Origin of the sequence: Neobacillus rhizophilus (assembly GCF_018343535.1) — a bacterium.
Lineage (GTDB): Bacteria > Bacillota > Bacilli > Bacillales > Cytobacillaceae > Neobacillus > Neobacillus rhizophilus.
On sequence record NZ_JAGYPF010000001.1, the window covers coordinates 279824 to 303394 of the forward strand.

27 protein-coding genes are annotated in these 23571 nt (G+C 38.5%); 19 read left to right on the top strand and 8 right to left on the bottom strand.

Annotated elements, in window-relative coordinates; translation table 11 throughout:
* Positions 1–5 precede the first annotated feature (5 nt).
* Both KHA99_RS01305 and KHA99_RS01310 read right to left on the bottom strand, forming a co-directional pair.
* A complete protein-coding gene (locus KHA99_RS01305) occupies positions 6–1205 on the bottom strand; it encodes an iron-containing alcohol dehydrogenase (RefSeq protein WP_213115630.1) in 1200 nt (399 codons plus the stop codon).
* Between the two features lie 213 nt (positions 1206–1418).
* Entirely contained in the window at positions 1419–2090 is a 672-nt protein-coding gene (locus KHA99_RS01310; protein ID WP_249366385.1) for a helix-turn-helix domain-containing protein, read from the bottom strand.
* A gap of 304 nt (positions 2091–2394) precedes the next feature.
* Between KHA99_RS01310 and ltaS the strand changes: the two genes are divergently transcribed.
* From ltaS to KHA99_RS01340, 6 genes are all read left to right on the top strand, one after another.
* The gene (ltaS, locus tag KHA99_RS01315) at positions 2395–4335 is read left to right on the top strand and encodes a lipoteichoic acid synthase (RefSeq protein WP_213115632.1); all 1941 of its coding nucleotides are present in this window, start codon (positions 2395–2397) and stop codon (positions 4333–4335) included.
* Between the two features lie 138 nt (positions 4336–4473).
* Positions 4474–5397, top strand: coding sequence for a DUF7847 domain-containing protein (locus tag KHA99_RS01320; RefSeq protein WP_213115633.1), 924 nt, complete (start codon positions 4474–4476; stop codon positions 5395–5397).
* A 9-nt stretch (positions 5398–5406) separates the two neighbouring features.
* The gene (locus tag KHA99_RS01325; protein WP_213115634.1) at positions 5407–6063 is read left to right on the top strand and encodes a DUF4129 domain-containing protein; all 657 of its coding nucleotides are present in this window, start codon (positions 5407–5409) and stop codon (positions 6061–6063) included.
* The gene (locus KHA99_RS01330; protein ID WP_213115635.1) at positions 6050–7180 is read left to right on the top strand and encodes a DUF4350 domain-containing protein; all 1131 of its coding nucleotides are present in this window, start codon (positions 6050–6052) and stop codon (positions 7178–7180) included. The genes KHA99_RS01325 and KHA99_RS01330 overlap by 14 nt, the downstream gene beginning before the upstream one ends.
* Entirely contained in the window at positions 7177–8106 is a 930-nt protein-coding gene (locus KHA99_RS01335) for an AAA family ATPase (RefSeq protein ID WP_213115636.1), read from the top strand. Before KHA99_RS01330 ends, KHA99_RS01335 begins: the two co-directional genes overlap by 4 nt.
* Positions 8057–9415, top strand: a complete 1359-nt coding sequence (locus KHA99_RS01340; RefSeq protein ID WP_213115637.1) for a DUF58 domain-containing protein — start codon at positions 8057–8059, stop codon at positions 9413–9415. The genes KHA99_RS01335 and KHA99_RS01340 overlap by 50 nt, the downstream gene beginning before the upstream one ends.
* Here the strand turns inward: KHA99_RS01340 and KHA99_RS01345 are convergent.
* Positions 9393–10367, bottom strand: coding sequence for a stage II sporulation protein M (locus KHA99_RS01345; RefSeq protein ID WP_213115638.1), 975 nt, complete (start codon positions 10365–10367; stop codon positions 9393–9395). The two genes, KHA99_RS01340 and KHA99_RS01345, sit on opposite strands and share 23 nt — an antisense overlap.
* 101 nt (positions 10368–10468) lie before the next feature.
* On the opposite strand from KHA99_RS01345, the gene KHA99_RS01350 reads away from it, so the two are divergent.
* Entirely contained in the window at positions 10469–11272 is an 804-nt protein-coding gene (locus KHA99_RS01350; RefSeq protein WP_213115639.1) for an RDD family protein, read from the top strand.
* 58 nt (positions 11273–11330) lie between these two features.
* On the opposite strand, the gene KHA99_RS01355 is transcribed toward KHA99_RS01350, so the two are convergent.
* Positions 11331–11678, bottom strand: coding sequence for a spore coat protein (locus tag KHA99_RS01355; RefSeq protein ID WP_213116855.1), 348 nt, complete (start codon positions 11676–11678; stop codon positions 11331–11333).
* Between the two features lie 68 nt (positions 11679–11746).
* Positions 11747–11968, bottom strand: coding sequence for a ferritin family protein (locus KHA99_RS01360; RefSeq protein ID WP_249366467.1), 222 nt, complete (start codon positions 11966–11968; stop codon positions 11747–11749).
* Between the two features lie 269 nt (positions 11969–12237).
* Here KHA99_RS01360 and KHA99_RS01365 point away from each other — a divergent pair, with 269 nt between their 5' ends.
* Complete coding sequence (locus KHA99_RS01365; RefSeq protein ID WP_213115641.1) at positions 12238–12618, top strand: hypothetical protein; 381 nt, start codon at positions 12238–12240, stop codon at positions 12616–12618.
* A complete protein-coding gene (locus KHA99_RS01370; protein ID WP_213115642.1) occupies positions 12608–13093 on the top strand; it encodes an MltG/YceG/YrrL family protein in 486 nt (161 codons plus the stop codon). Before KHA99_RS01365 ends, KHA99_RS01370 begins: the two co-directional genes overlap by 11 nt.
* Before the next feature lie 45 nt (positions 13094–13138).
* Here KHA99_RS01370 and KHA99_RS01375 read toward each other — a convergent pair whose 3' ends face one another.
* A complete protein-coding gene (locus KHA99_RS01375) occupies positions 13139–13393 on the bottom strand; it encodes a DUF2533 family protein (RefSeq protein WP_213115643.1) in 255 nt (84 codons plus the stop codon).
* A gap of 95 nt (positions 13394–13488) precedes the next feature.
* On the bottom strand, positions 13489–14475 hold the full coding sequence (locus KHA99_RS01380; RefSeq protein ID WP_307851963.1) for an MBL fold metallo-hydrolase: 987 nt from the start codon (positions 14473–14475) through the stop codon (positions 13489–13491).
* Between the two features lie 270 nt (positions 14476–14745).
* On the opposite strand from KHA99_RS01380, the gene KHA99_RS01385 reads away from it, so the two are divergent.
* The 10 genes from KHA99_RS01385 (at position 14746) to KHA99_RS31125 (ending at position 22579) form a co-directional block, all read left to right on the top strand.
* Positions 14746–16410: a CoA-disulfide reductase gene (locus tag KHA99_RS01385; RefSeq protein WP_213115644.1), complete on the top strand. Its 1665-nt coding sequence runs from the start codon at positions 14746–14748 to the stop codon at positions 16408–16410.
* Between the two features lie 188 nt (positions 16411–16598).
* Positions 16599–16826, top strand: a complete 228-nt coding sequence (locus KHA99_RS01390) for a sulfurtransferase TusA family protein (RefSeq protein WP_213115645.1) — start codon at positions 16599–16601, stop codon at positions 16824–16826.
* Positions 16827–16878: 52 nt separating this feature from the next.
* Positions 16879–17358 carry a DsrE/DsrF/DrsH-like family protein gene (locus KHA99_RS01395; protein WP_213115646.1) on the top strand — a complete coding sequence of 160 codons (480 nt, stop codon included), beginning with the start codon at positions 16879–16881 and terminating at the stop codon, positions 17356–17358.
* Positions 17359–17369: 11 nt separating this feature from the next.
* Entirely contained in the window at positions 17370–17666 is a 297-nt protein-coding gene (locus KHA99_RS01400; RefSeq protein ID WP_213115647.1) for a rhodanese-like domain-containing protein, read from the top strand.
* Positions 17667–17708: 42 nt separating this feature from the next.
* On the top strand, positions 17709–18278 hold the full coding sequence (locus KHA99_RS01405; protein ID WP_213115648.1) for a sulfurtransferase TusA family protein: 570 nt from the start codon (positions 17709–17711) through the stop codon (positions 18276–18278).
* Positions 18279–18317: 39 nt separating this feature from the next.
* Complete coding sequence (locus KHA99_RS01410; RefSeq protein WP_213115649.1) at positions 18318–19445, top strand: MBL fold metallo-hydrolase; 1128 nt, start codon at positions 18318–18320, stop codon at positions 19443–19445.
* 329 nt (positions 19446–19774) lie between these two features.
* Positions 19775–20158 (top strand): DUF302 domain-containing protein, encoded by a 384-nt coding sequence (locus tag KHA99_RS01415; protein ID WP_213115650.1) that lies wholly within the window; start codon positions 19775–19777, stop codon positions 20156–20158.
* A 267-nt stretch (positions 20159–20425) separates the two neighbouring features.
* Positions 20426–20785 (top strand): rhodanese-like domain-containing protein, encoded by a 360-nt coding sequence (locus KHA99_RS01420; RefSeq protein WP_213115651.1) that lies wholly within the window; start codon positions 20426–20428, stop codon positions 20783–20785.
* A gap of 48 nt (positions 20786–20833) precedes the next feature.
* Entirely contained in the window at positions 20834–21610 is a 777-nt protein-coding gene (locus KHA99_RS01425) for a sulfite exporter TauE/SafE family protein (RefSeq protein WP_213115652.1), read from the top strand.
* 75 nt (positions 21611–21685) lie between these two features.
* Complete coding sequence (locus KHA99_RS31125) at positions 21686–22579, top strand: redoxin domain-containing protein (RefSeq protein WP_213115653.1); 894 nt, start codon at positions 21686–21688, stop codon at positions 22577–22579.
* A gap of 70 nt (positions 22580–22649) precedes the next feature.
* On the opposite strand, the gene KHA99_RS01435 is transcribed toward KHA99_RS31125, so the two are convergent.
* On the bottom strand, positions 22650–22883 hold the full coding sequence (locus KHA99_RS01435; protein WP_213115654.1) for a hypothetical protein: 234 nt from the start codon (positions 22881–22883) through the stop codon (positions 22650–22652).
* Between the last annotated feature and the right edge of the window lie 688 nt (positions 22884–23571).

A 23571-nucleotide genomic window follows, 5' to 3' on the forward strand; every position in this document is an offset into this window, starting at 1 on the left:
CATATCTACTCCTTTATCAGATGATAAAGCTTTAATAAGTCATTTTTATAAAAAATCTTTGGAACAGGATAGAGAGGATTTGCTTCTTTCAAAGCCCGTTCCACCATGAGCGGAATATCCTTTTCGATGATTCCGTTTACCTTGGTCGGAATAGCCATTTTTTCATTAAGCTCTTTAATGGCATCAATAAATTTCCGCGCTTTTTGTTCAACAGTATCGGTAGGCTTTGTTATGTTAACCAAATCTGCCAATTCTGACAACGGTTTATGAGCGGATTCCCCATAATACTCCAGTACATATGGAAGAATAATCGCATTCGCCAGACCATGGGGAACCTGATAAAACCCGCCTAAGGTATGGGCGATAGCATGCACGTAGCCAACATATGCCCGGGTAAAAGCGATTCCCGCCAAATATGCAGCCTTTTGCATGTTCGTTCTCGCCTGAATGTTCGTACCGTTTGTATAGCATTCATAAAGATTTTCAAAAATTAACTGTACCGCCTCAATACTGCACTGTGTTGTTTTTTTCGTGTTACTTTTCCCAATATACGCCTCGACTGCATGTGTCAGTGCATCAATACCGGTTGCAGCAGTGATATGGGGAGGAAGCTTAACAGTAAGAAGCGGATCTAATACAGCATAATGGGGGATAAGGGCCGTGTCCATTATCGCGTACTTTTCATGTGTCTCGCTGTTTGAGACAACAGCGGCAAGCGTTGCTTCACTGCCTGTTCCTGCTGTCGTTGGGATGGCAAACAGAGGTGGTATTCTTTTTAATACCTTCAATACACCTTTCATCTGTGGAATACTTTTTTTAGGCCTTGCCGCGCGGGCGCCTACACCTTTTGCGCAATCCATTGGCGAGCCGCCGCCAAATGCAACAATCCCCTGGCATTTATTCTCCTTGTACATTTGAAAGGCTTCTTCAATATTTTCTATTGTTGGGTTTGGAACGGTTTTATCATAAATGAAAAATTGGATGCCCCCATTTTTCAAGCCATCTAAAAAAGTGTCCATCAGGCCAATGGAAATAATCCCTTGATCTGTCACGATTAAAACGCTTTCAACTCGCATACTTTTAATAAGGCTTGGAAGTCTACTTAGGCTGTTTTCTCCTTCTAATAATTCCGGCTCTCGCCAAGGAAGTATAAAGGAGGCTACCTTCATCCCACCTTGATACGTTCTGCAATATAATTCGTACATCAATAATCCCCCGCTTTCAATAAAAAATAAAAATACACAAAATACCCAAAAAACCAAAAAAGTATACAAACTATATATCGTAAAAATGGAGAGAACGTCAAGAGAATATTTAAAAAATTCTGAAATATACTTCCTTTGTAGTATATAAACTAGAATTGAAATCAAACCAAAAAACTATCTATGAAACTAAAAATCAGCCGATTTCGGCTGATTTTAACTTTGTCCAATAAAATTAATTAATAAACTTAATTCGCCAGCATTAAGCTCGCTGACATTGTCAAGGAATTGTTGAACGAGCTTCACCATATCAGGACTTAATTCCTCACCAACTGATTGAATAATCATACCAACAACTGCCCCGGTAAAAACAGTTAACTGCAACTTTGCTTCCTTGGAAGCATTGATTAAGTTCACCGTTAATTCCTTCACGTTTTTTCCCAGTGTATTCAAGTATAATAGCAAAATACTAAGAAAGTAGGCGCAAAACTCCAGCTTAACTTCTACATTTTTCATGAGCGAAATGATATGATGGATCGCTTCTCTTAACGGCAGATTTTGCGGATTATCAACTAATTTAATGACTTCTGGCAGGATGACTTCCCACTCTTCCGCATTTGATAGCTCTCTACGTTCTTTTTGGAAAAAGCTTTCTGCAATTTCTGTAGGGGAGAAGACAACAAGTGAACGACCTGCTTCATTCTCATTCGTGGAATACGTTCTTTTTACAAGCCCCTGGTTTTCCAATTCTTTTAATACATCATAGGCTGTCCATTTGCTTACGCCAATGGCTTCCGCCACCTTCGAATAATGGACAGGGTTGTTTGTTTTCTTAAATTGACGGTAGATATGATCAAGGAATTCCTGACGTCTTTTTGTTAGAGACAAACTTTTTTTCACCTCAGATCTATTGATGGAAACATATGTAATTAAATATCAAGATTACATGTATTATACCATTCTCGCCTAAATATAATGGACAAGATTGCATTAAACATATGGGTTGACTTTTTCAAAAAAAGTAGTATAGTTACTATCTTGTGAGCAGGTCATTTACGTTTTTTCTTGTTTTATTCATAGTTTGTTCATATTTACCATTTAAGATAATTATTATGCTAAATAGTACTAATCCCATATAGGAAAGTAATTAAAAATATGCAATAATGAGTTGCTAGAAGGAAGGTGCTTAATAATGAAACTGAAAGGTCAAAGTATTTTTCAAAAATATATTGGCTTTTTCTTTTTGGCCGTCATTCTTCTTTGGATTAAAACATATGTTACCCAATTAACACAATTTGACTTAGGAGTCCAGAATTCAATCCAGAAGTTCTTATTATTTTTAAATCCATTAGGATCGGCATTAATATTTTTAGGGATTTCCGCATTATTTAAAGGCAGAAAAAAATATATTACACTGATTGTCATTGATTTTCTATTATCGTTCTTATTGTTTGCTAATGTAGTGTACTATCGGTTCTTTAATGATTTCATCACGTTGCCAACATTAACCCAAACACAGAACTTTGGTGATGTCAGCAGCAGTGTGTCTTCTTTATTGAAGCCATATGATTTCTTATTCTTTATTGATACGATTCTATTAATTGCTTTACTTGTTTTTAAGATTGTGAAAATCGAGAAAAAAGATATGAGCCGTCCGAAGGTGGCTGCTTTATTCTCCATGGCACTTGCCATTTCTTGTGCTAATCTTTCATTAGCAGAAGCTGACAGACCACAATTATTAACAAGAGGCTTTGACCGAAATTACATTGTAAAATATTTAGGTATGTACAATTACACGATTTATGATACGGTGAAAAGTACGACAGCCTCTGCTCAACGGGTAATGGCGAGCAGCGACGATGTTACTGAGGTGAAAAACTACACCAACTCCAATTATGCTGCACCGAACCCGGCATATTTTGGTGCCGCTAAAGGCATGAACGTTATTTATTTGCATCTTGAATCGACTCAAAACTTTTTAATTAATTATAAGCTTCATGGGGAAGAGGTAACACCATTTTTAAACTCGTTAACACGTGACCAGAATACCCTTTACTTTGATAACTTCTTCCATCAAACAGGACAAGGGAAAACAGCAGATGCTGAATTTATGCTTGAGAATTCCTTATACGGACTGCCGCAAGGTGCTGCCTTTACGACAAAAGGCATGAACACATTCCAATCAGCACCGGGGATTTTAGGTCAGCAGGGTTATACATCTGCAGTATTTCATGCAAACTCAGGAAGCTTTTGGAACCGCAATGAAATTTATAAATCTTTTGGTTATAATAACTTTTTTGACGGAAAATATTATCATGTAAACCCAGAAGATCAAGCGGAATATGGAATGATGGATAAACCATTTTATCAACAATCTAAACCAATGTTAGAAACTTTACCAGAGCCGTTTTATACGAAATTTATTCCGGTAGCCAACCATTATCCATATAAAATGGACCAAAGCTTGGCAACGATTGCACCTGCAGAAACTGGTGATGCATCGGTTGATGATTATTTCCAAACAGCTAGATATGAGGACGAAGCTTTAAAAGAGTTCTTTGATTATTTAAAGCAGACAGGATTACTTGATCGTTCTGTTATTATTATGTACGGTGACCATTATGGAATATCCGAAAACCATAATAAAGCAATGGCTCAGGTATTGGGGAAGGAAATTACTCCGTTTGAAAGTGCCGGCTTGCAGCGTGTTCCATTATTTATTCGTGTCCCTGGCATCCAGGGAGGAATTCATCATGAATACGGCGGCCAAATCGATGTCCTTCCTACACTGCTGCACTTGTTAGGAATTGATTCAAAACAGTATGTGCAGTTTGGTACTGATTTATTGTCAGAACAACACGACCAACTAGTGCCATTCCGTAATGGCGATTATGTAAGTCCAACCATTACAGCTGTTAGAGATAAATATTATGATTCTACGACTGGTTTAGAGCTCTCACAGGATAAATTGGATGAGGCTAAGAAGTACCACGAGATCGTGGACCAAAAGCTGGCAGAATCCGATAAAGTCGTAAATGGCGACTTATTGCGTTTCTATACACCTGATGGCTTTAAACCAATCGACCGAACAAAATATAACTATAACAAGGATCAAGACGGTTCTTCCAAATAAAACAAAGGCTCCCTGAGTTAACTCGGGGAGCCTTTGTTATTTAATGGGACTTGTAAATTTTTGCAACTTTTTACACTTATTAGACAAAAGTAATGTTAAAATAATTGTTGTGACAAACATAGTAAGGGGGATTATAGATTGGATTCTAAGTTTTCAAAGCCGAAAGGATTCGGAGAAATACTCGATCATACATTCAGTTTAAGTAAAAACAGATTTAAGGATTTTTTTATGATTTTTCTCTTGCTTTTAGGTCCTGTTTACTTATTGCAAGCCATCATATTATTAATATCAGGAACAAGCTTCTTTAGAGAATCGAAAGGGGGCGGGGATTGGTTCGAGCAATTCATGACCAGCTTTGAAAATCAAGGAACCTTTGACGCCGGAAGCTTTGGGGCTGACATTGGAATGGCGGTGATTGGACTTATCACAGTGATTCTAGGTCCGATCACAGAGGCAGCTATTCTTTTTGCAGTCAATCATATTCGCAAAAATGAGGAGTTTACAGTCGGTTCGGTTATCAAGCAAGCCTTATCACGATTCTGGCCAATGCTGGGCAGCAGTATATTATTTGGATTGCTTGTTTTTGGCATCATGCTGGTTCCTATTTTAATCATCGCCTTTTCAGGAGTAATTGGCTCAATGGCCAATCCTGTTTTAGGCATATTATTAGCGATCGGGTTATTTCTAATCTTTGCACCAATAATAGCTTACTTTTTAACGCGCTGGAGTTTTTATTTCGGGTCGGTAGTTCTTGACAGACAATCGCCAGGATTAGGCAGAAGCTGGAGATTGACCAAGAAACGTACATGGCCGCTAATGGGACTTTATATTATTTTTTATTTAATTATTACTATTATCAGCTTCTCAGTGGAAGGGACAATTGGGCTGGCTTTAGGAAATAGCGTATTGTTTACCATTATTTCAAATCTTGTGACCTTAGTTACAACAATGATTTTCTCGGTTGGATATGCCGTGATGTACCTAGATTTAAAAGTGCGCCACGATGCCGATGATTTAAAGGAAATGATTGAAGACTATGATCGTACCTCTTTTTTAAATTAGGTGATTGAGATGCTAACTACTGAAAAAGCACGGGAAAAGCTAGAGAAAATACTGATCGAAAAGGAATATCGGGTTTATGACAAAGCTTCTAAAGGACTTTTTGCTGAATGGTGGGATAAGGCTAAGCAGTGGATTGCCGACAAGTTAGCGGGTTTGTTTCCATCAATTGAATCTGCCGATAACGCCGCAAGCTCTATTTTAATCGCCGTCATTATTGTGGTCATTGTTTTATTGGCTTTAGCTGTATTTTTTCTGATTCGTCATTATAAAAGAGAACGGATTCTCCGAAACAAAAAACCGCTTCAATCTTTAAAGGATATAAATTGGACCTATCATGAGCATTTAAAAGAAGCAGAAAAGCTGGAAACTGCAGCCGATTATTCAGGTGCAACACGACACCTGTTTTTGGCCCTGCTTCTTTTCTTTCACGATAAAGGATGGCTTGAGGCAAGAAAATGGAAGACCAATTGGGAGTACTATGAGGAGCTTAGAAAAGAGAATAAACATCGGGCCGGCCAATTTTTCCATCTCGCGCATTTTTTTGATGAAGTGACTTATGGCGAAAGGGAGGCCTTTCAAGAGGAATACCGGCAGTTTCAATCTGTTGTTTTGAGTCTTTTGTCGGAAGTGAACAAGGAGGGAGGGGGAAACGTTGCACAAGGCTAGAAAAGGTTGGCTTTGGTTATTTATATTAGTGACTGTTTTTGTGCTTTTTAACTATTTCACCTTTACTCCAAATCCGAAAGTATATCCGAATTACGTAACGGAATCTCCTTCCCCAACCGGGACAAAGGGCTTTTATACATATTTGAAAAAGGAAATGAGTGCAAAAAGCTGGAACCATTCGCCTTCTTTATTGCCAAAGAATAAAGAACAGCAGTTATTAATCATGGTAGAGCCCAGGAATTTTACTGAAAAAGAAGAAATCGCCGCATACAACGATTTTATGAAAGCAGGTAATTCAGTTCTTTTACTAGCACGAGATCCAGATAGTCTGTTTGATTTAAAGACAAAAAGAATAGAGGAAGATCTACCGCCTTCAGAAACCTGGAAAATCTATGGGAAGGAAGGCAAAGCCCAAAAGGCAGAAGTCCTATCACTCGTTCGGCTGCAGCCCCATAACGGAGAAGACACGTTATTACACGATAAATACGGACCCGTTGCATTGAAACGAGCTGTTGGTAAAGGTCAATTAATTGTTGCAATTACCCCAGAGTGGATAACGAATGGCAAGATTTTAAAAAACGACCATTTACCACTCCTAGTTTCACTGGTTAATGAAAACCACTCGAAGACAGTTTTCTTTGATGAGTATGTTCATGGCGAGCAAACAACTTCAACATTTTTGTCTGCTTTTCCAAAGTGGTTTTTACTGTTGATGCTTCAGGGAATATTGATTGCTTTCATTTGGCTTTGGAATAAGGGCAAACGGTTTGGCCCCATTGTGGTTCCACGGGAAGAGATGGTCCGTTTTAGTGATGAAGGAATTCGCGCGATATCAGCCTGGTATCTTCGGGGAAGACGATATCAGGATTCATTGTTGATTCAAGCCGATTATCTGAAGCAGCTGCTTCAAGAGCGGTGGCATGTTCCCTATCACAAAGAATGGCAGGATATTTTGGGGTATTTAGAACGCAAATGGACAGGAATACAAACTAATGAGATTCGCTTATTTCTTCAGGAATTGGCAATGATTCTCGATAAAAACAAAATCACTAAACAGGAATATTTGCTTTGGTCTAAAAAGTTAGACCAGTTACAGAAAGAGGTGGAAGAAGGGTGAGGACAGAACTAACATCCCTATTGGAACAGTACGAAAAGCGAATTTTAGGACAAAGTGTCAATTTACGATTGTTATTATCCGCGATATTAACAGGCGGCCATGTCTTGCTCGAAGGGGTGCCTGGCACCGGGAAAACTCAAATGGTCCGTACGCTTGCAGGACTGCTTGGCGGGGATTTTAACCGTATACAGTTTACACCGGATCTGCTGCCAAGTGATATAACCGGCAGCATGATTTACAATATGAAAGAAAGCTCCTTTCAAACGTTGAAAGGGCCTATTTTCACCAATATATTATTGGCCGATGAAATTAACCGGACACCAGCCAAAACACAAGCAGCCCTGCTTGAGGCGATGGAGGAAACGCAGGTGACCATCCAAGGGGAAACCTACTTGCTGCCAGACGTATTTTTTGTGGTGGCAACACAAAACCCGATCGAATTTGAGGGAACCTATCCGCTGCCCGAAGCCCAGCAGGACCGATTTTTATTTAAACTTCATGTTGATTTTCCATCCTTCGAAGAAGAAAAAAATGTGTTGAAACAAGTTATTGAGAACAACTTTGACAAGACTCTTGTTTCTCAAATATTGGATTTAGACACGTTTGTGGCCATAAGAAGAGAAATTGAAGGGATCACAATAAGTGATAATGTACTTGATTACATTATGAAAATCGTTAGGAAAACGCGGGATACGGACATGATTCGCTTCGGTGCCAGTACAAGGGCGGGGATTTCGATTGGTAAAGCAGCACAGGCTTGGGCCTGCTTGTCAGACCGAAATTATGTGACTCCGGATGATATTAAGATGGTTGCAAAACCTGCTTTACGTCATCGGATTCAGTTATCTCCTCATGTAGAATTGGAGGGAGCAACCGTTGACCAAATCATCGAAGAGCTTGTGGGCTCGGTTCCTGTTCCAAGATAGAGGTATACTCCCGACGAAGCGGCTGATTCTGACTTACCTTGTGCTGACTATTTTTTTATCACTGGGGATATTAAGGGATCTATCATGGTGGTTTGTCTTTATGGTTAATATTGTTGTCTTTTTCATTAGTCTGGCTGATTTATTGTTCTCAGCGAAAAAAACACAGCTTTTCTTCAAACGGACAATAACGGAGGAAATGGAACGGGGACTTATCTATCTGATTACGATTGAGATTCGCAATAATTCTCCATATTCACTAAACTACCGATTCATTGATGGTCTGCCGCAAACCTTTTCAAAGCCGTTTCCGGTATCCGGAAGGGTTCTGGCGGATTCTGCCAATGTTATTACATATAATACTGTTCCTTCTGAGAGAGGGAAATACGAAATCAATAAGCTGTATATCCGTTATCAAAGTGTAATAGGATTGTGGGAAAAGCAAATAACAGTAGAGTTACCTGATACTGTTCGTGTAATTCCCGATTTAACGGAAACAAAGCAGTATCTAGAAAATGGCCAGCATTTTTTATTGTATGAAGGTTTGGAAATTCGCAAGCAGCAAAGCGGGGTTGGGGAATTTTCGAAAATCAGGAGCTTTGTGGTTGGGGATGATCCGCGGAAAATTAACTGGCGGCAAACCGCTAAGCTTCAGGAAGTAATGACAAACGAATATGAACCTGAGCATGGTAAGTATATTACGATTTTGCTTGATTGCGGCCGTATGATGGGGGCAGAACTGAAAAAAGGCAACCGCATAGAAAGAGCCCTGGAAGCTGCCGTAACTGTTGCCGCTGCTGCTCTTCAAAAAGGGGATTATGTGTCCGTTCTAGCTTTTTCAAATGAAATTAAGACTTTTGTTCCACCGGCCAAGGGAATGGCTCATCTGCAAACCATTCTCCAGTCCATTTACCATTTAAAAGTTGATGCTGTAGAATCAAACTATGCAGCCGTTCTACAATATTTGGAAATGATGCAAAAGAAACGAAGCCTGCTTTTATTATTTAGTGATATACAGACCTTTCTACATGAAGAAAATGCTCTTGCTTACCTTAAACGGCTTCGAAAGCGGCATTTATTTTTCATGATTGGGGTTGAGGACCGAACTCTTTTGAACAGAACAAAAGCGGAGCCGATTGATGTTCAAGCGACAATGTTGAAGAGCATTGCCCAGCAGCAAATGCTTTACAAGAAAAGGGAGAAAAACAAATGGGAAAGGCAGGGCCTGCCAATGATAGAGGCCCGTGAGGAAAAATTAGCGGTTACCGCTGTGTCCCATTATATGGAGATTATGAATCAGAACCTTTTATAGCATGATTGAGTTTCAGTTTTCCGAACACAATATAAAGAACTAAACCCAAAACAGTCAAGATAGCTACCATATATTTAGCTTCAAGCGAGATGGCTGCCGGTGTGATAAAACCTTCAATGATTCCGGCGATGATGAATAAAGGTATAGTTCCAATAAGGAGCTGGACAGAGCGTTTTCCGTGTTCCTTCAATTGGTACCCTCTTGAAAAAGGACCTGGTACAAAGAGCTTATAGCCCATTAATAGCCCAGCTCCACCGGCAATAAAAATGGCTGTAAGCTCAATCATGCCATGGGGAACAATATATGCCCAAAAATCATAGGCTTTGCCGTGATGCCAGAAAAGAGCTGCAAGTGCTCCAATGATAATGCCGTTGTAGATAAGCAAATAAACAGTTAATATTCCAAAGGTTATACCACCAGCGAAAGCTAGTATGGCCACTTTTATATTATTCGTCATGATACTAGCCGACATGAGTGAGGAATCGACCGCACCATCCCTGCTTCCGAGTTGTTCCGGGTCAACGCCTCGGGCAATTTCTGGAGGAAGAATGGAATAAATATGGAGTGGGTCATTAAAGACAGAAAGAAAGCTTCCAATCGCGCCGATTGCAAACAAAATCATCGCGGCCACAACGAATTTCCATTGTTCTAATAATAAGCCGATAAACTTGGCGGCAAAAAAATGACGAATTTGTTTAACGCTTGATACCTGGTCTTTATATAAAAGATTATGCGATTTTGAAACAAGTCCATTCAAATATTGCGTTACTTCGTCATTAGGATAATACGTTTGGCTATAAGAAAGATTCTGCGCCGCTTTCTGATATAGGCGTGAGAAGAGTATAATCTTGTCTCCAGTTATCGTCTTCCTACCCTTGCTTAGTGTGGCTATTAACTGTTCAAGCTGTTTCCATTCTTCGCGATACTGCTTAATAAATTGTTTAACATTCATTTTTTCACCATCTTTTGCCGTTAATCTTTTCTTCTATTCCTTATTATAGTAATTTTGTAGAAAAATAGGAAACTTTATCATCTAGAAAGGGGAGAACCCTGTTGAATCATGAACAAATGGATATTAAAACACCGGAATACGTCTCACTTCAGTTTAGCCTTGCCGGATTAGGCAGCAGAGCTGCGGCATTTATCATAGATCAATTACTCTTAATGATGTTTAATATTTTGTGCATTATTTTAGTTATTTTCATCATGAAAGGCATGTCGTCTTTTCCCTTTTTTTTAGAAGAGAATACTGTCCCTTTTGCCATTGCGATTATTGTGATATTCATTATAAATTGGGGATACTTTTTTGCCTTTGAATTTTTCTATGGCGGCAGAACCCTAGGCAAGAAATGGATGGGCATCAGGGTTATTCAAGAAAATGGACACAGCATTACCTTGCTTTCAAGCTTTATTCGCAATCTAATGCGAATTGTCGATTCTCTGCCAGCGGGGTATTTTCTTGGAATGCTGATGGTGTTTTTTCATACCAAGCATAAGCGACTAGGTGACCTGGTTGCTGGGACAGTTGTGGTTCATGAACGGGGTACTAAAGCTAAGAAAAAGCCTTCAGGAATTGAGAAAGAAATTCTAAATAGGGGTCTTTCCAAAGAGGATTTAATCATTGATGAATGGGCGCTAAGATCGTTAGGAATGAAGGAGTGGAAGTTGATCCGTACATATGCGGGTCGCTTTGTCCAGCTGCCCGTTGCAGAGCGGAAACAATTAACCGGGCAAATTGCTGAGATTATGCTTCCAAAAATCGGTGTTGTAGCTACTGGTCACAGTGATATAGAGCTTGAAAACTTGCTCCTGTTACTTTACTTACATTTACGTGAGGAATGGGAGTTTGAACTTTAAATAAGCACATGAAACGGGCAGTGATCACGCTGCCCGTTTATTTATGCCGATGACTATTCTATTGAAGCGGGTAAGGAAACTGGCTTGAGTAATTGCTAAATTGCTGATGTGCTTGATTGACCTTCTGCTGGTCCTCGGCCTCAAGTTTATACCATCCATTTTGAAACATCAGTTGGAAAAACTCCCGGCTGCTCTGGTGAGTTTCATTTAACATTTGCAATAAATCGGCATGGAGCTGCTGATGGCTTGCTTCACGTACGGCAATGTTTAAACTGTCTGTGATATATTTGCAGGTGCTTAGAGCATCATTTAAAAAATCACGATCGTTCATTTCCGGACCTTTTACTTTTGGCAATTGTCCTGCTTGTGGATTGGCAATCTGGTTAGAATTCTGAGACTGCTGCATTTGCTGACCTTGCTGCCTTTGTTGATTCTGTGGCATTTGCTGGTTTTGCACTTTTAAATACCTCCATTCTAATGCATTTGCTGTTGCTGCTGCTGCGCATTTTGCAGGCTTGATAATACAGTATTATTATTTACTTGCAGATGAGAGAGCAATTTTTGATAGTGCTTTTGATGCATTTGCCCTGCTTGGTCGAGAGCTTGCTTAACATCCTGATTAGTTGCATGCTCCGCTAGAAAATGTAATTTCTTAAATGCTAGAAGCTCCCAAGACATGGCATCTTTTAAATACATAAGATCCTTGGTTGTGATCGCCTGAGGCGGTTCGGGAATCGGGACTTGATTGGTTTGCACCTAAAAAACTCCTTTCACGATTTATATCTATTCATGTTTATAATGAACTATTTTCCTTTTTATTATGTAAATGCCTCTCTTTGCATGGCGCTTTTTGTCAAATCTATGCGACTTTTGTTGTGTTTGAAAAATAAGAGTCGAAAAATATAGGTTTGGGATGTATAATAAGAACTTGTGATACTAATAGAATGTGAAAGGAGACTGTCTTAATGGAATGGACATTAACCATTTTGTTTGTTGTATCCATTTTGCTGCTGATATTCTCAATCCTGAAAGAACGTCAAACTGCTAAGAAAAACCATAATGAAATTGACCTTGTTCATATATCTGTGATGAAAGAAATAAATGGGATGCAAGAATCACTTCGCAACATGGAACTTGATTTGGAAATTGTCACGAAAGAGACGGGAGTTCAGCTTTCCATGGAGGAAAAAATATTAAAGCGTGAAGTACTAGACTTATACAGACGCCAATACTCCATTGATAGCATTGCTCAACAAAAACAGGTTTCCGAAAATGAAGTCAAGCAAATTATCGCTGTTTATCAATCATCACAAGCTGAAGGGAGATTGGTTGCCAATGAAGGTTAACCTAATCAGCAGTTTTTCAGCGGGTCTTCTATTGGCGACAGGTATCTGCACCATTGCTTATTTTTCAAGCGACAGCCATGTTTCAAAGGCAACAGGACAGCTAGCATCAAATCAGGCTTCTGTATCAAAGGATGAAATGAAAAAGAAGCTTACCGACGCAGGCTATATTGTGCAAACAAAAGATGAGTATAACAAAAATCTGGATGCCGCGAAAAATGGTACGGCTCAACAAGAAGCTGCCCCTCCAGCGGATGCACAGCAGCAAAATGTATCACAAGCAGTCATTAATGTTGCAGACGGCATGACAAGCATTGATGTCGGGAGAATGCTAGTATCAGCTAATCTTGTTCCTGATGCTTTCCAATTCTCAAAAGATATCGAGGCGAGAGGTCTGCAAAACAAATTACGACCAGGTACATATACCGTTGATAGCGGTATGTCATATGACCAAATCATAGCGGCTATTTTTCATTAGAAGAAAAAAGACACTTTCCATTGATTGGAAAGTGTCTTTTTGTGGTTAACGTAATTTATTCACATACTCCTGTACCATTTCAGCTGTAACATTTTTTCTGATCGATATAATCCGTAAATTTATCTTATTCATTCTATTTGTCACTTCATTAATTTTATCCGTAGAAAAGGGGTTACCCTGCTTGCATAATTCAACTGCTTCTTCAATATACATTTCACGCTGCTGATCTAGAGCCAAAAACTCTTGATAAGATTTATTTTGATTTTCTGCATGCTTGATTAAATCCTTATGTACACTCATTTTTTCACTCCTAAAAAGACGATATATCAATAATATCATCCTTTTAGATGCTAAACTAGTATTTTAACTGAGTGTACTTTTTACCTCAGATAAGGCTATTGCTTAACGCTGTAGTGACAAATACCCTGCAGTTTCTTCATAGTTATTTTCTTCTTCTCTTCCAAATAATCCAGATGGCCAATAATTTCCGACATAACTAAAGAAAATTGTTCATTATAGGTATTTTTATATAATACCTGCGCAATTTCATTGGCTGTAGAATGACCGGATTGGATATATCTCAAGATGAGCTCAGATTTTTCTTCAATCCGCTCTAATCGCTTATGAATAAGTGCTTTGGGATTATGAATGACCGCTCCATGCCCAGGGAAAACAGAATCAATATGGATGGCAGCACATTTGTTTAAGGAATCAATCTGCTGCCTAATGGTTGGCAATCTGTTCCCGTTTTCATCAGGCTCAACAATGGCATTACTTGAAATGTGTTCAATTAATAAATCGCCGGCAAATAACTGCTTTCTTTGTTCATTTAAAAATGCCAACTGATCAGGGGAATGTCCAGGCACTTCTAAAATACTGAAACCAAGGAATGCATTATCTTTTATAGCTGTAATTTCTGCACGCATTGCTTTACCCTTATTACGCAGTAAGGCTTTCTTTAAATAAGCAATTTGTTTCTCACCAGTTTCCCCGCATCCCATTTCATAATAAAGCTTTGCGAAAAATTCAGCCCTCATTTCCATAAAATCATTGTCTCTTTTTAAGCGGGGAATGGATAGGGGAGAGGCATAAACGGGAATGGGATGGGTATCGACAATTCTGTCTACCAAACCAACATGATCAATATGATGGTGTGTTAAAATTATTTCGGTTACATCCTGTAAAACCAAGCCATTTTGATTCAATGCCAGGTTTAGTGCCTCCCAATGAGAATCCGAATTATACCCAGCATCGATTAATGATAACGACTTTCCTTGTTTAACAAGAAAAAAATTGACCGTTTTTAACCCTCCAAGCTTCTCCGGAATCGATATCGGTATGACCAAGCTGCAGTCCTTTTTTATATCTAACAAAATGTACACCTCACTAATCTCAATTAAATTTTAAATAATATATATTTTTTGAACGTTTGTTTAAAACAATAATATTCATATTATACAAAAAATTCTAAAGGATGTATAGTAAATGTATCGGAAATACATATAATTAGTTCCGTTCTAGTTAGGTCCTTTTGTGGTATTTATGTGACTATCTTTAATTGACTATTTACATATATTCTTCGCATTATATAATACCCATATAGGTATTTAACCCCTGCGGGTATACTGAAATATGTTGTGGAGGTAATTAATATGACGAAGAAAGTAATGATCGTTGGCGGAGTTGCAGGCGGTGCTACTGCTGCAGCAAGACTTAGAAGAATAAGTGAAGATGTGGAAATCATTCTTGTAGAACGTGGGGAGCATATTTCATTTGCAAATTGCGGACTGCCATATTACATCGGTGAAACGATTAAAGACCGAAGCAAATTATTAGTACAAACGGTAAGAGGTATGTCAGAACGGTTTAATCTTGATATCCGCAATCTAAGTGAAGTCATTAAAATAAACCCTACTGACAAAACCGTTACAATTAAAAATTTGCAAACTGATGTAGTTTATGAAGAATCGTACGATAAATTGCTTTTATCACCTGGAGCAAGGCCAATTGTACCTCCCATCCCAGGAATAAACGATCATCAAAGCTTATTTACCTTACGAAACATTCCGGATACGGATAAAATCAAGAGCTACATAGACTCACAAAACCCTAAAAAAGCTGTTATCATTGGCGGCGGATTTATTGGGATTGAGATGGCAGAGAATTTAGTAGATAGAGGATTGGAAGTCACCATCATTGAAATGGCGAATCAAATTATGGCACCTATCGATTTTGAAATGGCTTCTATTTTGCACACTCATTTAAGGGACAAAGGGGTAAAGCTAATTTTAGAAAATGGAGTTCAAGCCTTTGCCAACCACGGGAGCAACGTCATTCTTTCTGATGGTAACAAAATCGAAACCGACTTGACCATTTTGTCGATCGGTGTTAGGCCGGAAAATGAACTTGCCAAGGCCGCTGGACTCGCGCTAGGAGAAAGAGGCGGTATCATTGTCAATGAATTCCTGCAAACTTCCAATGAGGATATTTATGCTGTCGGCGATGCCATAGAAGTTGTCGACTATATTAATGGAACCAAGACGATGATTCCACTTGCGGGACCAGCTAACCGCCAGGGGCGGATTGCCGCTAATAACATCATGGGAAAAACGGAAAAATATCAAGGGACTCTTGGAACATCTATCGCTAAGTTATTCGATTTAACAGTTGCCGCAACTGGCAACAGCGAGAAAACATTAAAACGATTGGGTGTACCGTATGAAGGCGTTCACATCCACCCTAGTTCACAAGCCGGGTACTACCCTGGTGCTGCCCCGATTGCCTTAAAACTAATCTTTGATAAGGATACTGGGAAAATCTACGGTGCACAGGCGGTAGGTGCAGACGGTGTTGATAAACGTATTGATGTGATTGCTACAGCAATTAAAGGCGGCTTAACGGTTGAAGATTTAACGAACCTGGAATTATCTTATGCACCGCCATACTCTTCAGCCAAAGATCCAGTCAATATGGCGGGTTATGTGGCAACGAATATTATGGATGGGGAATTGGAACATATTCAATGGCATGAGGTAAACAAAATTGTCTCAGAGGGAGGACTTTTAATCGATGTCCGTGAACCGATGGAACGTGAATTTGGTTATATTGAAGGCTCGATCAATATTCGTTTAAATGACCTAAGGGAACTGCTAGGAGAGCTTCCTAGGGAGCAAACGATTTATGTCAGCTGTCAGGTAGGCTTAAGGGGATATTTAGCAAGCCGGATATTGAAAAACCATGGATTCAAAGTGAAAAATGTTGATGGTGGATGGAAAACCTATTCAGCTGTGTACGGAACGAATATAAAAAAGAAGTAGAAACCACCACAAATGACAAGCTGATAAAGTCATAAAATTTTATACGTTGACAATATACCTATTAGGGTATAGAATCAATATTGTTCGAAAGCAATTATGAATTTGAAAAGGGTTAATACCCTCTTTTATTTTTCAAAGTTACAATACCCATACGGGTAATTAAATAGACAACAGGGAGGAATTCTTTTATGAATATTACAAAGGTTTTAGACGCAAAAGGACTTGCATGTCCAATGCCGATTGTAAAAACAAAAAAAGCAATGAATGAGTTGGAATCAGGTCAAGTGTTGGAAATCCTTACAACAGATAAAGGTGCAAAAAATGACTTAACAGCATGGGCTAAGTCTGGTGGACACGAAGTTTTAAATTTTGAAGAAGAAAATGGCGTGTTAAAGTTTTGGATTAAAAAAGGATAAATTTTTTTATCCATTAAGATACCCTAGCGGGTAAAAAAATAGGAGGTTTACAATGACAGAAAAGAAAAAAACAACGATTGTCTTGTTCAGCGGCGATTACGATAAAGCAATGGCAGCCTATATAATCGCAAATGGTGCTGCTGCATATGATCATGAAGTCACCATTTTCCACACATTTTGGGGGCTGAACGCTCTCCGCAAGGATGAAAACATTCCAGTGAAAAAAGGCTTTATGGAGAAAATGTTTGGAAAGATGATGCCGAGAGGCGCTGACAAAATGGGTCTTTCTAAAATGAACTTCGCCGGCTTCGGTCAGAAAATGATCAAAGATGTTATTAAGAAACATAACGCCCTGGAACTGCCGCAATTAATTGAAATGGCACAAGAACAGGATGTAAAACTAGTTGCCTGTACGATGACAATGGATTTATTGGGTCTTAAGGAAGAAGAACTTATGGATCACATCGAATATGCAGGAGTGGCTGCGTATTTGGCAGATGCAGAAGATGGTAATGTAAATCTGTTTATATAGGAGGATGCACAATGAGAGAAATGAATGCAAAAGAAGTGGAAAACTTATTAAACGAAGGAAAAAAATTAAACATTATTGATGTTCGCGAAGTTGATGAAGTGAAAACAGGTAAAATTCCTGGTGCTATCAACATGCCATTAGGGCTGGTTGAGTTTCGTATGCATGAGTTAGACAAAACAAAAGAGTATATCATGGTATGCCGTTCCGGCGGAAGAAGCGGACGTGCCTGTCAATTTCTTAAAAGCTACGGTTTTAACGTCATTAACATGGCAGGCGGTATGCTTGCTTGGGAAGGTAAAATAGAATAATTTTTTCAAAAATACCCTTGCAGGTAAAACGGGAGGACACACATGAAGGCAAATGTCGTATTAGATGCTAAGGGCTTGGCATGTCCAATGCCCATCGTGAAAACGAAAAAAGCAATGAATAACCTTGAAGCAGGGCAAGTTATCGAAGTTTTAGCAACCGATAAAGGCTCAAAAGCGGATATGAAAGCTTGGGCTGAAAGCACTGGCCACCAATATTTGGGGACTATTGAAGAAGGTGGAGTGTTTAAGCATTACCTGAGAAAATCTTCAAAGGATGAAACAATTGAAAAAAAACATCCAAATGTCATAAATAACGAAGATCTTGAAAAGATACTTGGTTCTGCCAATGACAACATTATTTTACTTGATGTAAGAGAATCGGCAGAATACGCGTTTAACCATATTCCACAGGCTATTTCGATTCCTTTAGATGAATTAGATGAGCGTTTATCTGAGTTAAATAGTGAAGATGAAATTTACGTGATTTGCCGGACTGGCAGCCGCAGTGATTTTGCTGCTCAAAAATTAGCGGAACAAGGGTTTAAAAAGGTAATGAACGTCATACCCGGTATGAGTAAATGGACAGGAAATACCATCGGATTAAATAAATAATTTTTTTAGGTAAAAATATACCTTAGGGGGTAACAGAGGATGACAGTAACTTTGATGACAGCAAAGGAAGTAACGAAAAAGGTTTTTAACAAAGAAAAACTGTTTATTTTCGATGTCCGTAATGAGTCTGACTTTCAAGATTGGAAAATTGAAGGTGACAACTTCCAGTACTTAAATATTCCATATTTCGAACTACTTGATGGTGTAGAAGAAATTCTAGACAGTATCCCGACTGATCAAGAAGTATTAGTCGTTTGTGCGAAAGAAGGGTCTTCCGTTATGGTAGCGGAAATGCTATCTGATGCTGGCCACGATGTTTCTTACCTACAAGGTGGCATGAAAACTTGGAGTGAACATCTAGAGCCTGTTAAAGTTGGAGACTTAACTGATGGAGGGGAACTATATCAATTTGTTCGAATCGGTAAAGGCTGTTTGTCTTACATGGTAGTTTCAGGCGGCGAGGCAGCGCTGATTGATGCAACAAGGATGACGGATATTTATCTTGATTTCTCCAAAGAAATTGGGGCAAAAATTACTCATGTATTTGATACACACCTTCATGCTGACCATATTTCCGGCGGCCGCAAAATTGCCGAAAAAACAGGTGCTACGTACTGGCTGCCCCCAAGGGATGCAACTGAAGTTACGTTCGAATATCAGGCACTTGAAGATGGTAATCATGTGACAATTGGAAATACTACGATTGATATTAACGCCCTATATTCTCCAGGGCATACAATCGGTTCCACTTCCTTTGTTGTGGATGGCAAATTCCTACTCTCGGGTGACATCTTATTCATAGATTCAATCGGCAGACCGGACCTTGCCGGAAAGGCAGAAGATTGGGTTGGCGATTTAAGAGAAACTCTGTATAAACGATATAAAGAGCTATCAGAAGATTTGGTTGTTCTTCCAGCCCATTTTATGATTATTGAAGAGCTAAACGAAGATGGCAGTGTATCAGAGAAATTAGGGGAATTGTTCGCCAAAAACCATGGTCTTAATATTGAGGACGAAAATGTATTCAGAAAAATCGTAACGGAAAACCTGCCGCCGCAGCCAAATGCGTATCAGGAAATCCGTGAAACCAATATGGGAAAAATCAATCCGGATATCGACCAACAGCAGGAAATGGAAATCGGTCCTAACCGTTGTGCGGTTCGATAATGAGGGGACTTAACAATGACTGAGGAAAAAAAACAATTAAACGATTGCAACACGACTGGATCTTGAGGAATTAGCAAAACTAATGTTTCTGGAGATGGAAACCCGGTTAAACAACCGATACCAATATGACCAGGCACATTAGTCTGGCTCCTGGCAGGAGTTATTTACCTAATTTATAAAGCGTTTATGTGATTCTTTTTCTAATGAGTGTGACATTTTAAGGTCATGCTCTTTCTTTCGATTCTTAGTAATTGTTAAATGTAGAATATGGAATACTCTACGTGGTGGATTAAAATCGGATATAGAAAAACAGAAGGAGGAAGAAACGAATGTTTGATTTTACGGTTGTTACAAATAAAAATATCGAAGAGGCCATTCAATCTTTGGAGGAAAACCTAAAGGCCGAAAAATTTGGTGTTTTGTGGAAGTTTGATATCAAGGAAAAGCTTCAGGAAAAAGGGCTTGAGTTCGATAAAGAATTTAAGGTGCTGGAGGTGTGCAACCCACACGAGGCGCAAAGAGTGTTAACTAAAAATGAAATGGCTGGATATTTTCTGCCGTGTAAAATTGTTGTTTATAAAAGCGAAGGAAAAACAAAAATTGGCATGCCTAAACCAACAGCACTTATAAATCTTTTACAAGATGATAAGATGAAACAATTTGCAGGTGACATAGAAGACCGCTTAACAAATTGCATAAAGAACAGTATTTAAATTAGCTGAACGACATTTTAATGAAATTCCCAAAAGGCAGATTCACTTAGTAGCTTCCAATTTTCTTAAAAAAATATAGGGATACGTTTTTTAAGGAAAAAGGGTTTTAAGGTTGTAAGCTATACCATTGTTAAACCAAATAAATTTATTTTAAAGAAAAACTCAATAGAGAAATGCTGTTAAATTAGTTTTAATGAGATAAAGTACATCTTCATATTTTTTTATAAATCCAAATACCCGTATAGGTATAAATATTAGGAGATTTCCATGCAATATTTAAATTACATCATCATAGCTTTATTTATAATCTTTATCATTAAACGGTTCCTGCCAATAAAAGGTGTTACTAATATTTCAACTGCGGAGTTAAATTCAATCTTAAATGATAAAAACAAACAGTTTGTTGATGTCCGAACACCAGGAGAGTTTAAAGGAAACCATATCAAAGGATTCAAAAATATTCCCCTCCACCAACTTGCACAGAAAGCGGAGAAAGAACTGTCGAAAGATAAAGAAGTGGTTGTGATCTGTCAAAGTGACATGAGAAGCCAAAAAGCAAGTAGCCAATTAAAAAATTTGGGCTATAAAGTAACTAATGTTAGAGGCGGTATGAGTGCCTGGCATTAACAATAAAGGCTTCCGATTAGAGGTCACTTTCCTAAAAAGGAGGACATCATGGATATCAGTTTACTCATTACGCTTTTCCTAATTGGCTTCGTCGGCTCTTTTATATCAGGGATGTTGGGAATAGGCGGCGCCATTATCAATTTCCCAATGTTATTGTATATCCCTGCACTTCTTGGAGTTGGCCATTTTTCAGCACACGAGGTTTCCGGAATTACAGCCATTCAGGTTTTCTTTGCCACAATAGGCGGTGTTATGGTTTACCGCAGGGGTGGATTTTTGAATAAAACTCTGATAGCTTATATGGGAATTAGTATTTTACTAGGAAGTTTTATTGGGGGATTCAGCTCCACTCACATGCCGGAAAGCGGAATCAACATCGTATATGGTATTTTAGCGTTAATCGCCGTGATTATGATGTTTGTACCTAAGAAGGGCGTAGATGATATTCCGCTCGATCAAGTGAAATTTAACAAATGGCTAGCTGCCATGTTTGCTTTCATTGTAGGAATTGGGGCAGGTATTGTCGGTGCAGGAGGGGCATTTTTATTGGTGCCGATTATGCTTACCGTCTTAAAAATACCGACGAGAATGACGATTGCCTCATCTATAGCGATTACACTTATTTCTTCAATCGGTGCAGTCACCGGAAAAATATCAACGGGACAAGTACCAATTGTACCTGCAATCATCATGGTAGTAGCCAGTCTCCTTGCCTCTCCGATAGGTGCAAATGCCGGAAAAAGGGTGAATACTAAGGTTTTGCAGATAATCATGGGGATATTAATCCTGGCAACTGCAGTGAAGACTTGGATGGAAATATTATGATTAAAAGGGCCAATTTGGCCCTTTTAATATACCCCTTGTAGTATAATAGGTAAAAGCCTTAAAAAAGGAGGGCCTATGCACGTAATACAAATTGGTTCACTTTCTATTTCGCTAAAATGGCTGCTGCTTGGGGTCGGTATACTGATTGTTCTCTTTTTCATCAAATTTTGGGTTAAAAAAACATATGAAGGAGAGTTACATAAGAAAGTATTTGATTTATTGGTGAATACATTAATTTTAGGGTTTTTTATTTGGAAGGGAAGTTTAATCGTTCTCGAACCATCTATTGTGATGAATAGTCCATTATCCTTGTTGTATTTTACTGGAGGAAGCAAAGGTCTGATTCTTGCCATGATCGGTTCCATTATCTATTTCATTCTCAAAGGACGGAAAATAAATATTCCTAATCCGCTTATCAAAAAAATCCTAGCAGTAACTGCTTTATCGGGGCTGATTGGATGGACAATGTATGATTTTGCTACTTCTATTGAAAAAACTGTAAAAGAAGGGGAGTCAAAGCTCAAAAGTTCTGTTGAAATTGGAATAAAAGAAGGAAACAAAGCTCCAGATTTCCAATTGAAAAATATAGAGGGACAAAATGTTCGATTGTCTGATTTTAAAGGGAAGAAGGTAATTTTAAATCTATGGGCAACTTGGTGTCCGCCATGTAAAGCAGAAATGCCTCATATGAAAGATTTCTATCAGAAACAAAAAGGGAAAGATGTTGAAATTGTTGCTGTAAACTTAACCACATCTGAGAAGAATCCTGAAAGCGTTGAACAGTTTGTGAAGGATTACGGATTAACCTTTCCTGTCTTACTTGATGAAAACGGAGAAATAGGTGACGTATATCAAGCCATTACGATTCCAACTAGTTATTTCATCGATACAAATGGTATCATTCATGAAAGAATTGTTGGCCCAATGGATAAAGAAATGATGACAGATTTGATTAATAGTATGAATTAAATAATGGGTTAATGAAATAAAAAGCACATTCTAAGCGGGAGTCTTCCTCTTAGAACGTGCTTTTTTAATATTAATTGTTAATCATACAATTAGTACTTGATTCTTTCTTCATTTGATTTACGCAATCTTTATGCATTTCTTTTAATTGCTTTTCACTTAGCTGCGGGTGTTTATCCTGCATCATCGGCAGCATTTCTTTGAAATCTCCCACCTTGCAAGCAATCTGGTCACTGGCCGCTAAAACGCCAGTACCCAACCCTAGCAATAAGATGATGGTAAACGCACTTGTTGCTATTTTCTTCATTTTTTCGTCCTCCTTAATAGTTGCATTCTTACTACAATTTAATTTTATATTGTTTTTTCAAATACGGAGTGGGGTAATTTTGACAAATAAATTAACTTTTGAAAAAAACGCTATTTTAGCAAACTTTTTAAGCATTTCATTACTTTCTAACACCACGATAGGTTAAAATAAAAGGTGATTATTAAACAGGAGGAATTGAACATGAACATCACAGACCAAGCTCGTGATCTGTTAAAACAAGTGTTCAAAGAAGAGAATGCCAACAACATTCGTATCTTTTTTGAAGGCTTTGGCTGAGGGGAGCCAAGAATTGGACTGGCTCTGGATGAGCCGGATACAGACGATATAATCGTCACAATAAATGAAATCACAGTCGCAATTGACCCTATTATTGAACCTAATATAGAAGGCCTAACCCTTGACCGAAGCGGAGATGGAAAAGGCATTTCTCTGATTGGTAATACGGGTGCCTGTTGTTAGTAAAAAAGACCTGTCCAGGTCTTTTTTTGTTTATAACACCATGAAAAAAAGTTTAAATTCCTAGTTGACACATTGGATTAATGAAGTTTATTATAAGTGATAGATTCATAATATTTTAAAAATATATTTAATCTGAGCTTAGCTGATCAGTCCACTGAAAGCTGCTTCCATACCACGGGAGCAGTTTTTTTATTTTTAAATTTTAGGA

Coding starts and splice junctions, on each gene's coding strand:
- KHA99_RS01385 (WP_213115644.1), top strand. CDS start 14,746: ATGACGAAGAAAGTAATGATCGTTGGCGGAGTTGCAGGCGGTGCTACT.
- KHA99_RS01410 (WP_213115649.1), top strand. CDS start 18,318: ATGACAGTAACTTTGATGACAGCAAAGGAAGTAACGAAAAAGGTTTTT.
- KHA99_RS01425 (WP_213115652.1), top strand. CDS start 20,834: ATGGATATCAGTTTACTCATTACGCTTTTCCTAATTGGCTTCGTCGGC.
- KHA99_RS01355 (WP_213116855.1), bottom strand. CDS start 11,678: ATGCAGCAGTCTCAGAATTCTAACCAGATTGCCAATCCACAAGCAGGA.
- KHA99_RS01390 (WP_213115645.1), top strand. CDS start 16,599: ATGAATATTACAAAGGTTTTAGACGCAAAAGGACTTGCATGTCCAATG.
- KHA99_RS01395 (WP_213115646.1), top strand. CDS start 16,879: ATGACAGAAAAGAAAAAAACAACGATTGTCTTGTTCAGCGGCGATTAC.
- KHA99_RS01365 (WP_213115641.1), top strand. CDS start 12,238: ATGGAATGGACATTAACCATTTTGTTTGTTGTATCCATTTTGCTGCTG.
- KHA99_RS01305 (WP_213115630.1), bottom strand. CDS start 1,205: ATGTACGAATTATATTGCAGAACGTATCAAGGTGGGATGAAGGTAGCC.
- KHA99_RS01345 (WP_213115638.1), bottom strand. CDS start 10,367: ATGAATGTTAAACAATTTATTAAGCAGTATCGCGAAGAATGGAAACAG.
- KHA99_RS01375 (WP_213115643.1), bottom strand. CDS start 13,393: ATGAGTGTACATAAGGATTTAATCAAGCATGCAGAAAATCAAAATAAA.
- KHA99_RS01370 (WP_213115642.1), top strand. CDS start 12,608: ATGAAGGTTAACCTAATCAGCAGTTTTTCAGCGGGTCTTCTATTGGCG.
- KHA99_RS01400 (WP_213115647.1), top strand. CDS start 17,370: ATGAGAGAAATGAATGCAAAAGAAGTGGAAAACTTATTAAACGAAGGA.
- KHA99_RS01405 (WP_213115648.1), top strand. CDS start 17,709: ATGAAGGCAAATGTCGTATTAGATGCTAAGGGCTTGGCATGTCCAATG.
- KHA99_RS01325 (WP_213115634.1), top strand. CDS start 5,407: ATGCTAACTACTGAAAAAGCACGGGAAAAGCTAGAGAAAATACTGATC.
- KHA99_RS01415 (WP_213115650.1), top strand. CDS start 19,775: ATGTTTGATTTTACGGTTGTTACAAATAAAAATATCGAAGAGGCCATT.
- KHA99_RS01420 (WP_213115651.1), top strand. CDS start 20,426: ATGCAATATTTAAATTACATCATCATAGCTTTATTTATAATCTTTATC.
- ltaS (WP_213115632.1), top strand. CDS start 2,395: ATGAAACTGAAAGGTCAAAGTATTTTTCAAAAATATATTGGCTTTTTC.
- KHA99_RS01360 (WP_249366467.1), bottom strand. CDS start 11,968: ATGTATTTAAAAGATGCCATGTCTTGGGAGCTTCTAGCATTTAAGAAA.
- KHA99_RS31125 (WP_213115653.1), top strand. CDS start 21,686: ATGCACGTAATACAAATTGGTTCACTTTCTATTTCGCTAAAATGGCTG.
- KHA99_RS01435 (WP_213115654.1), bottom strand. CDS start 22,883: ATGAAGAAAATAGCAACAAGTGCGTTTACCATCATCTTATTGCTAGGG.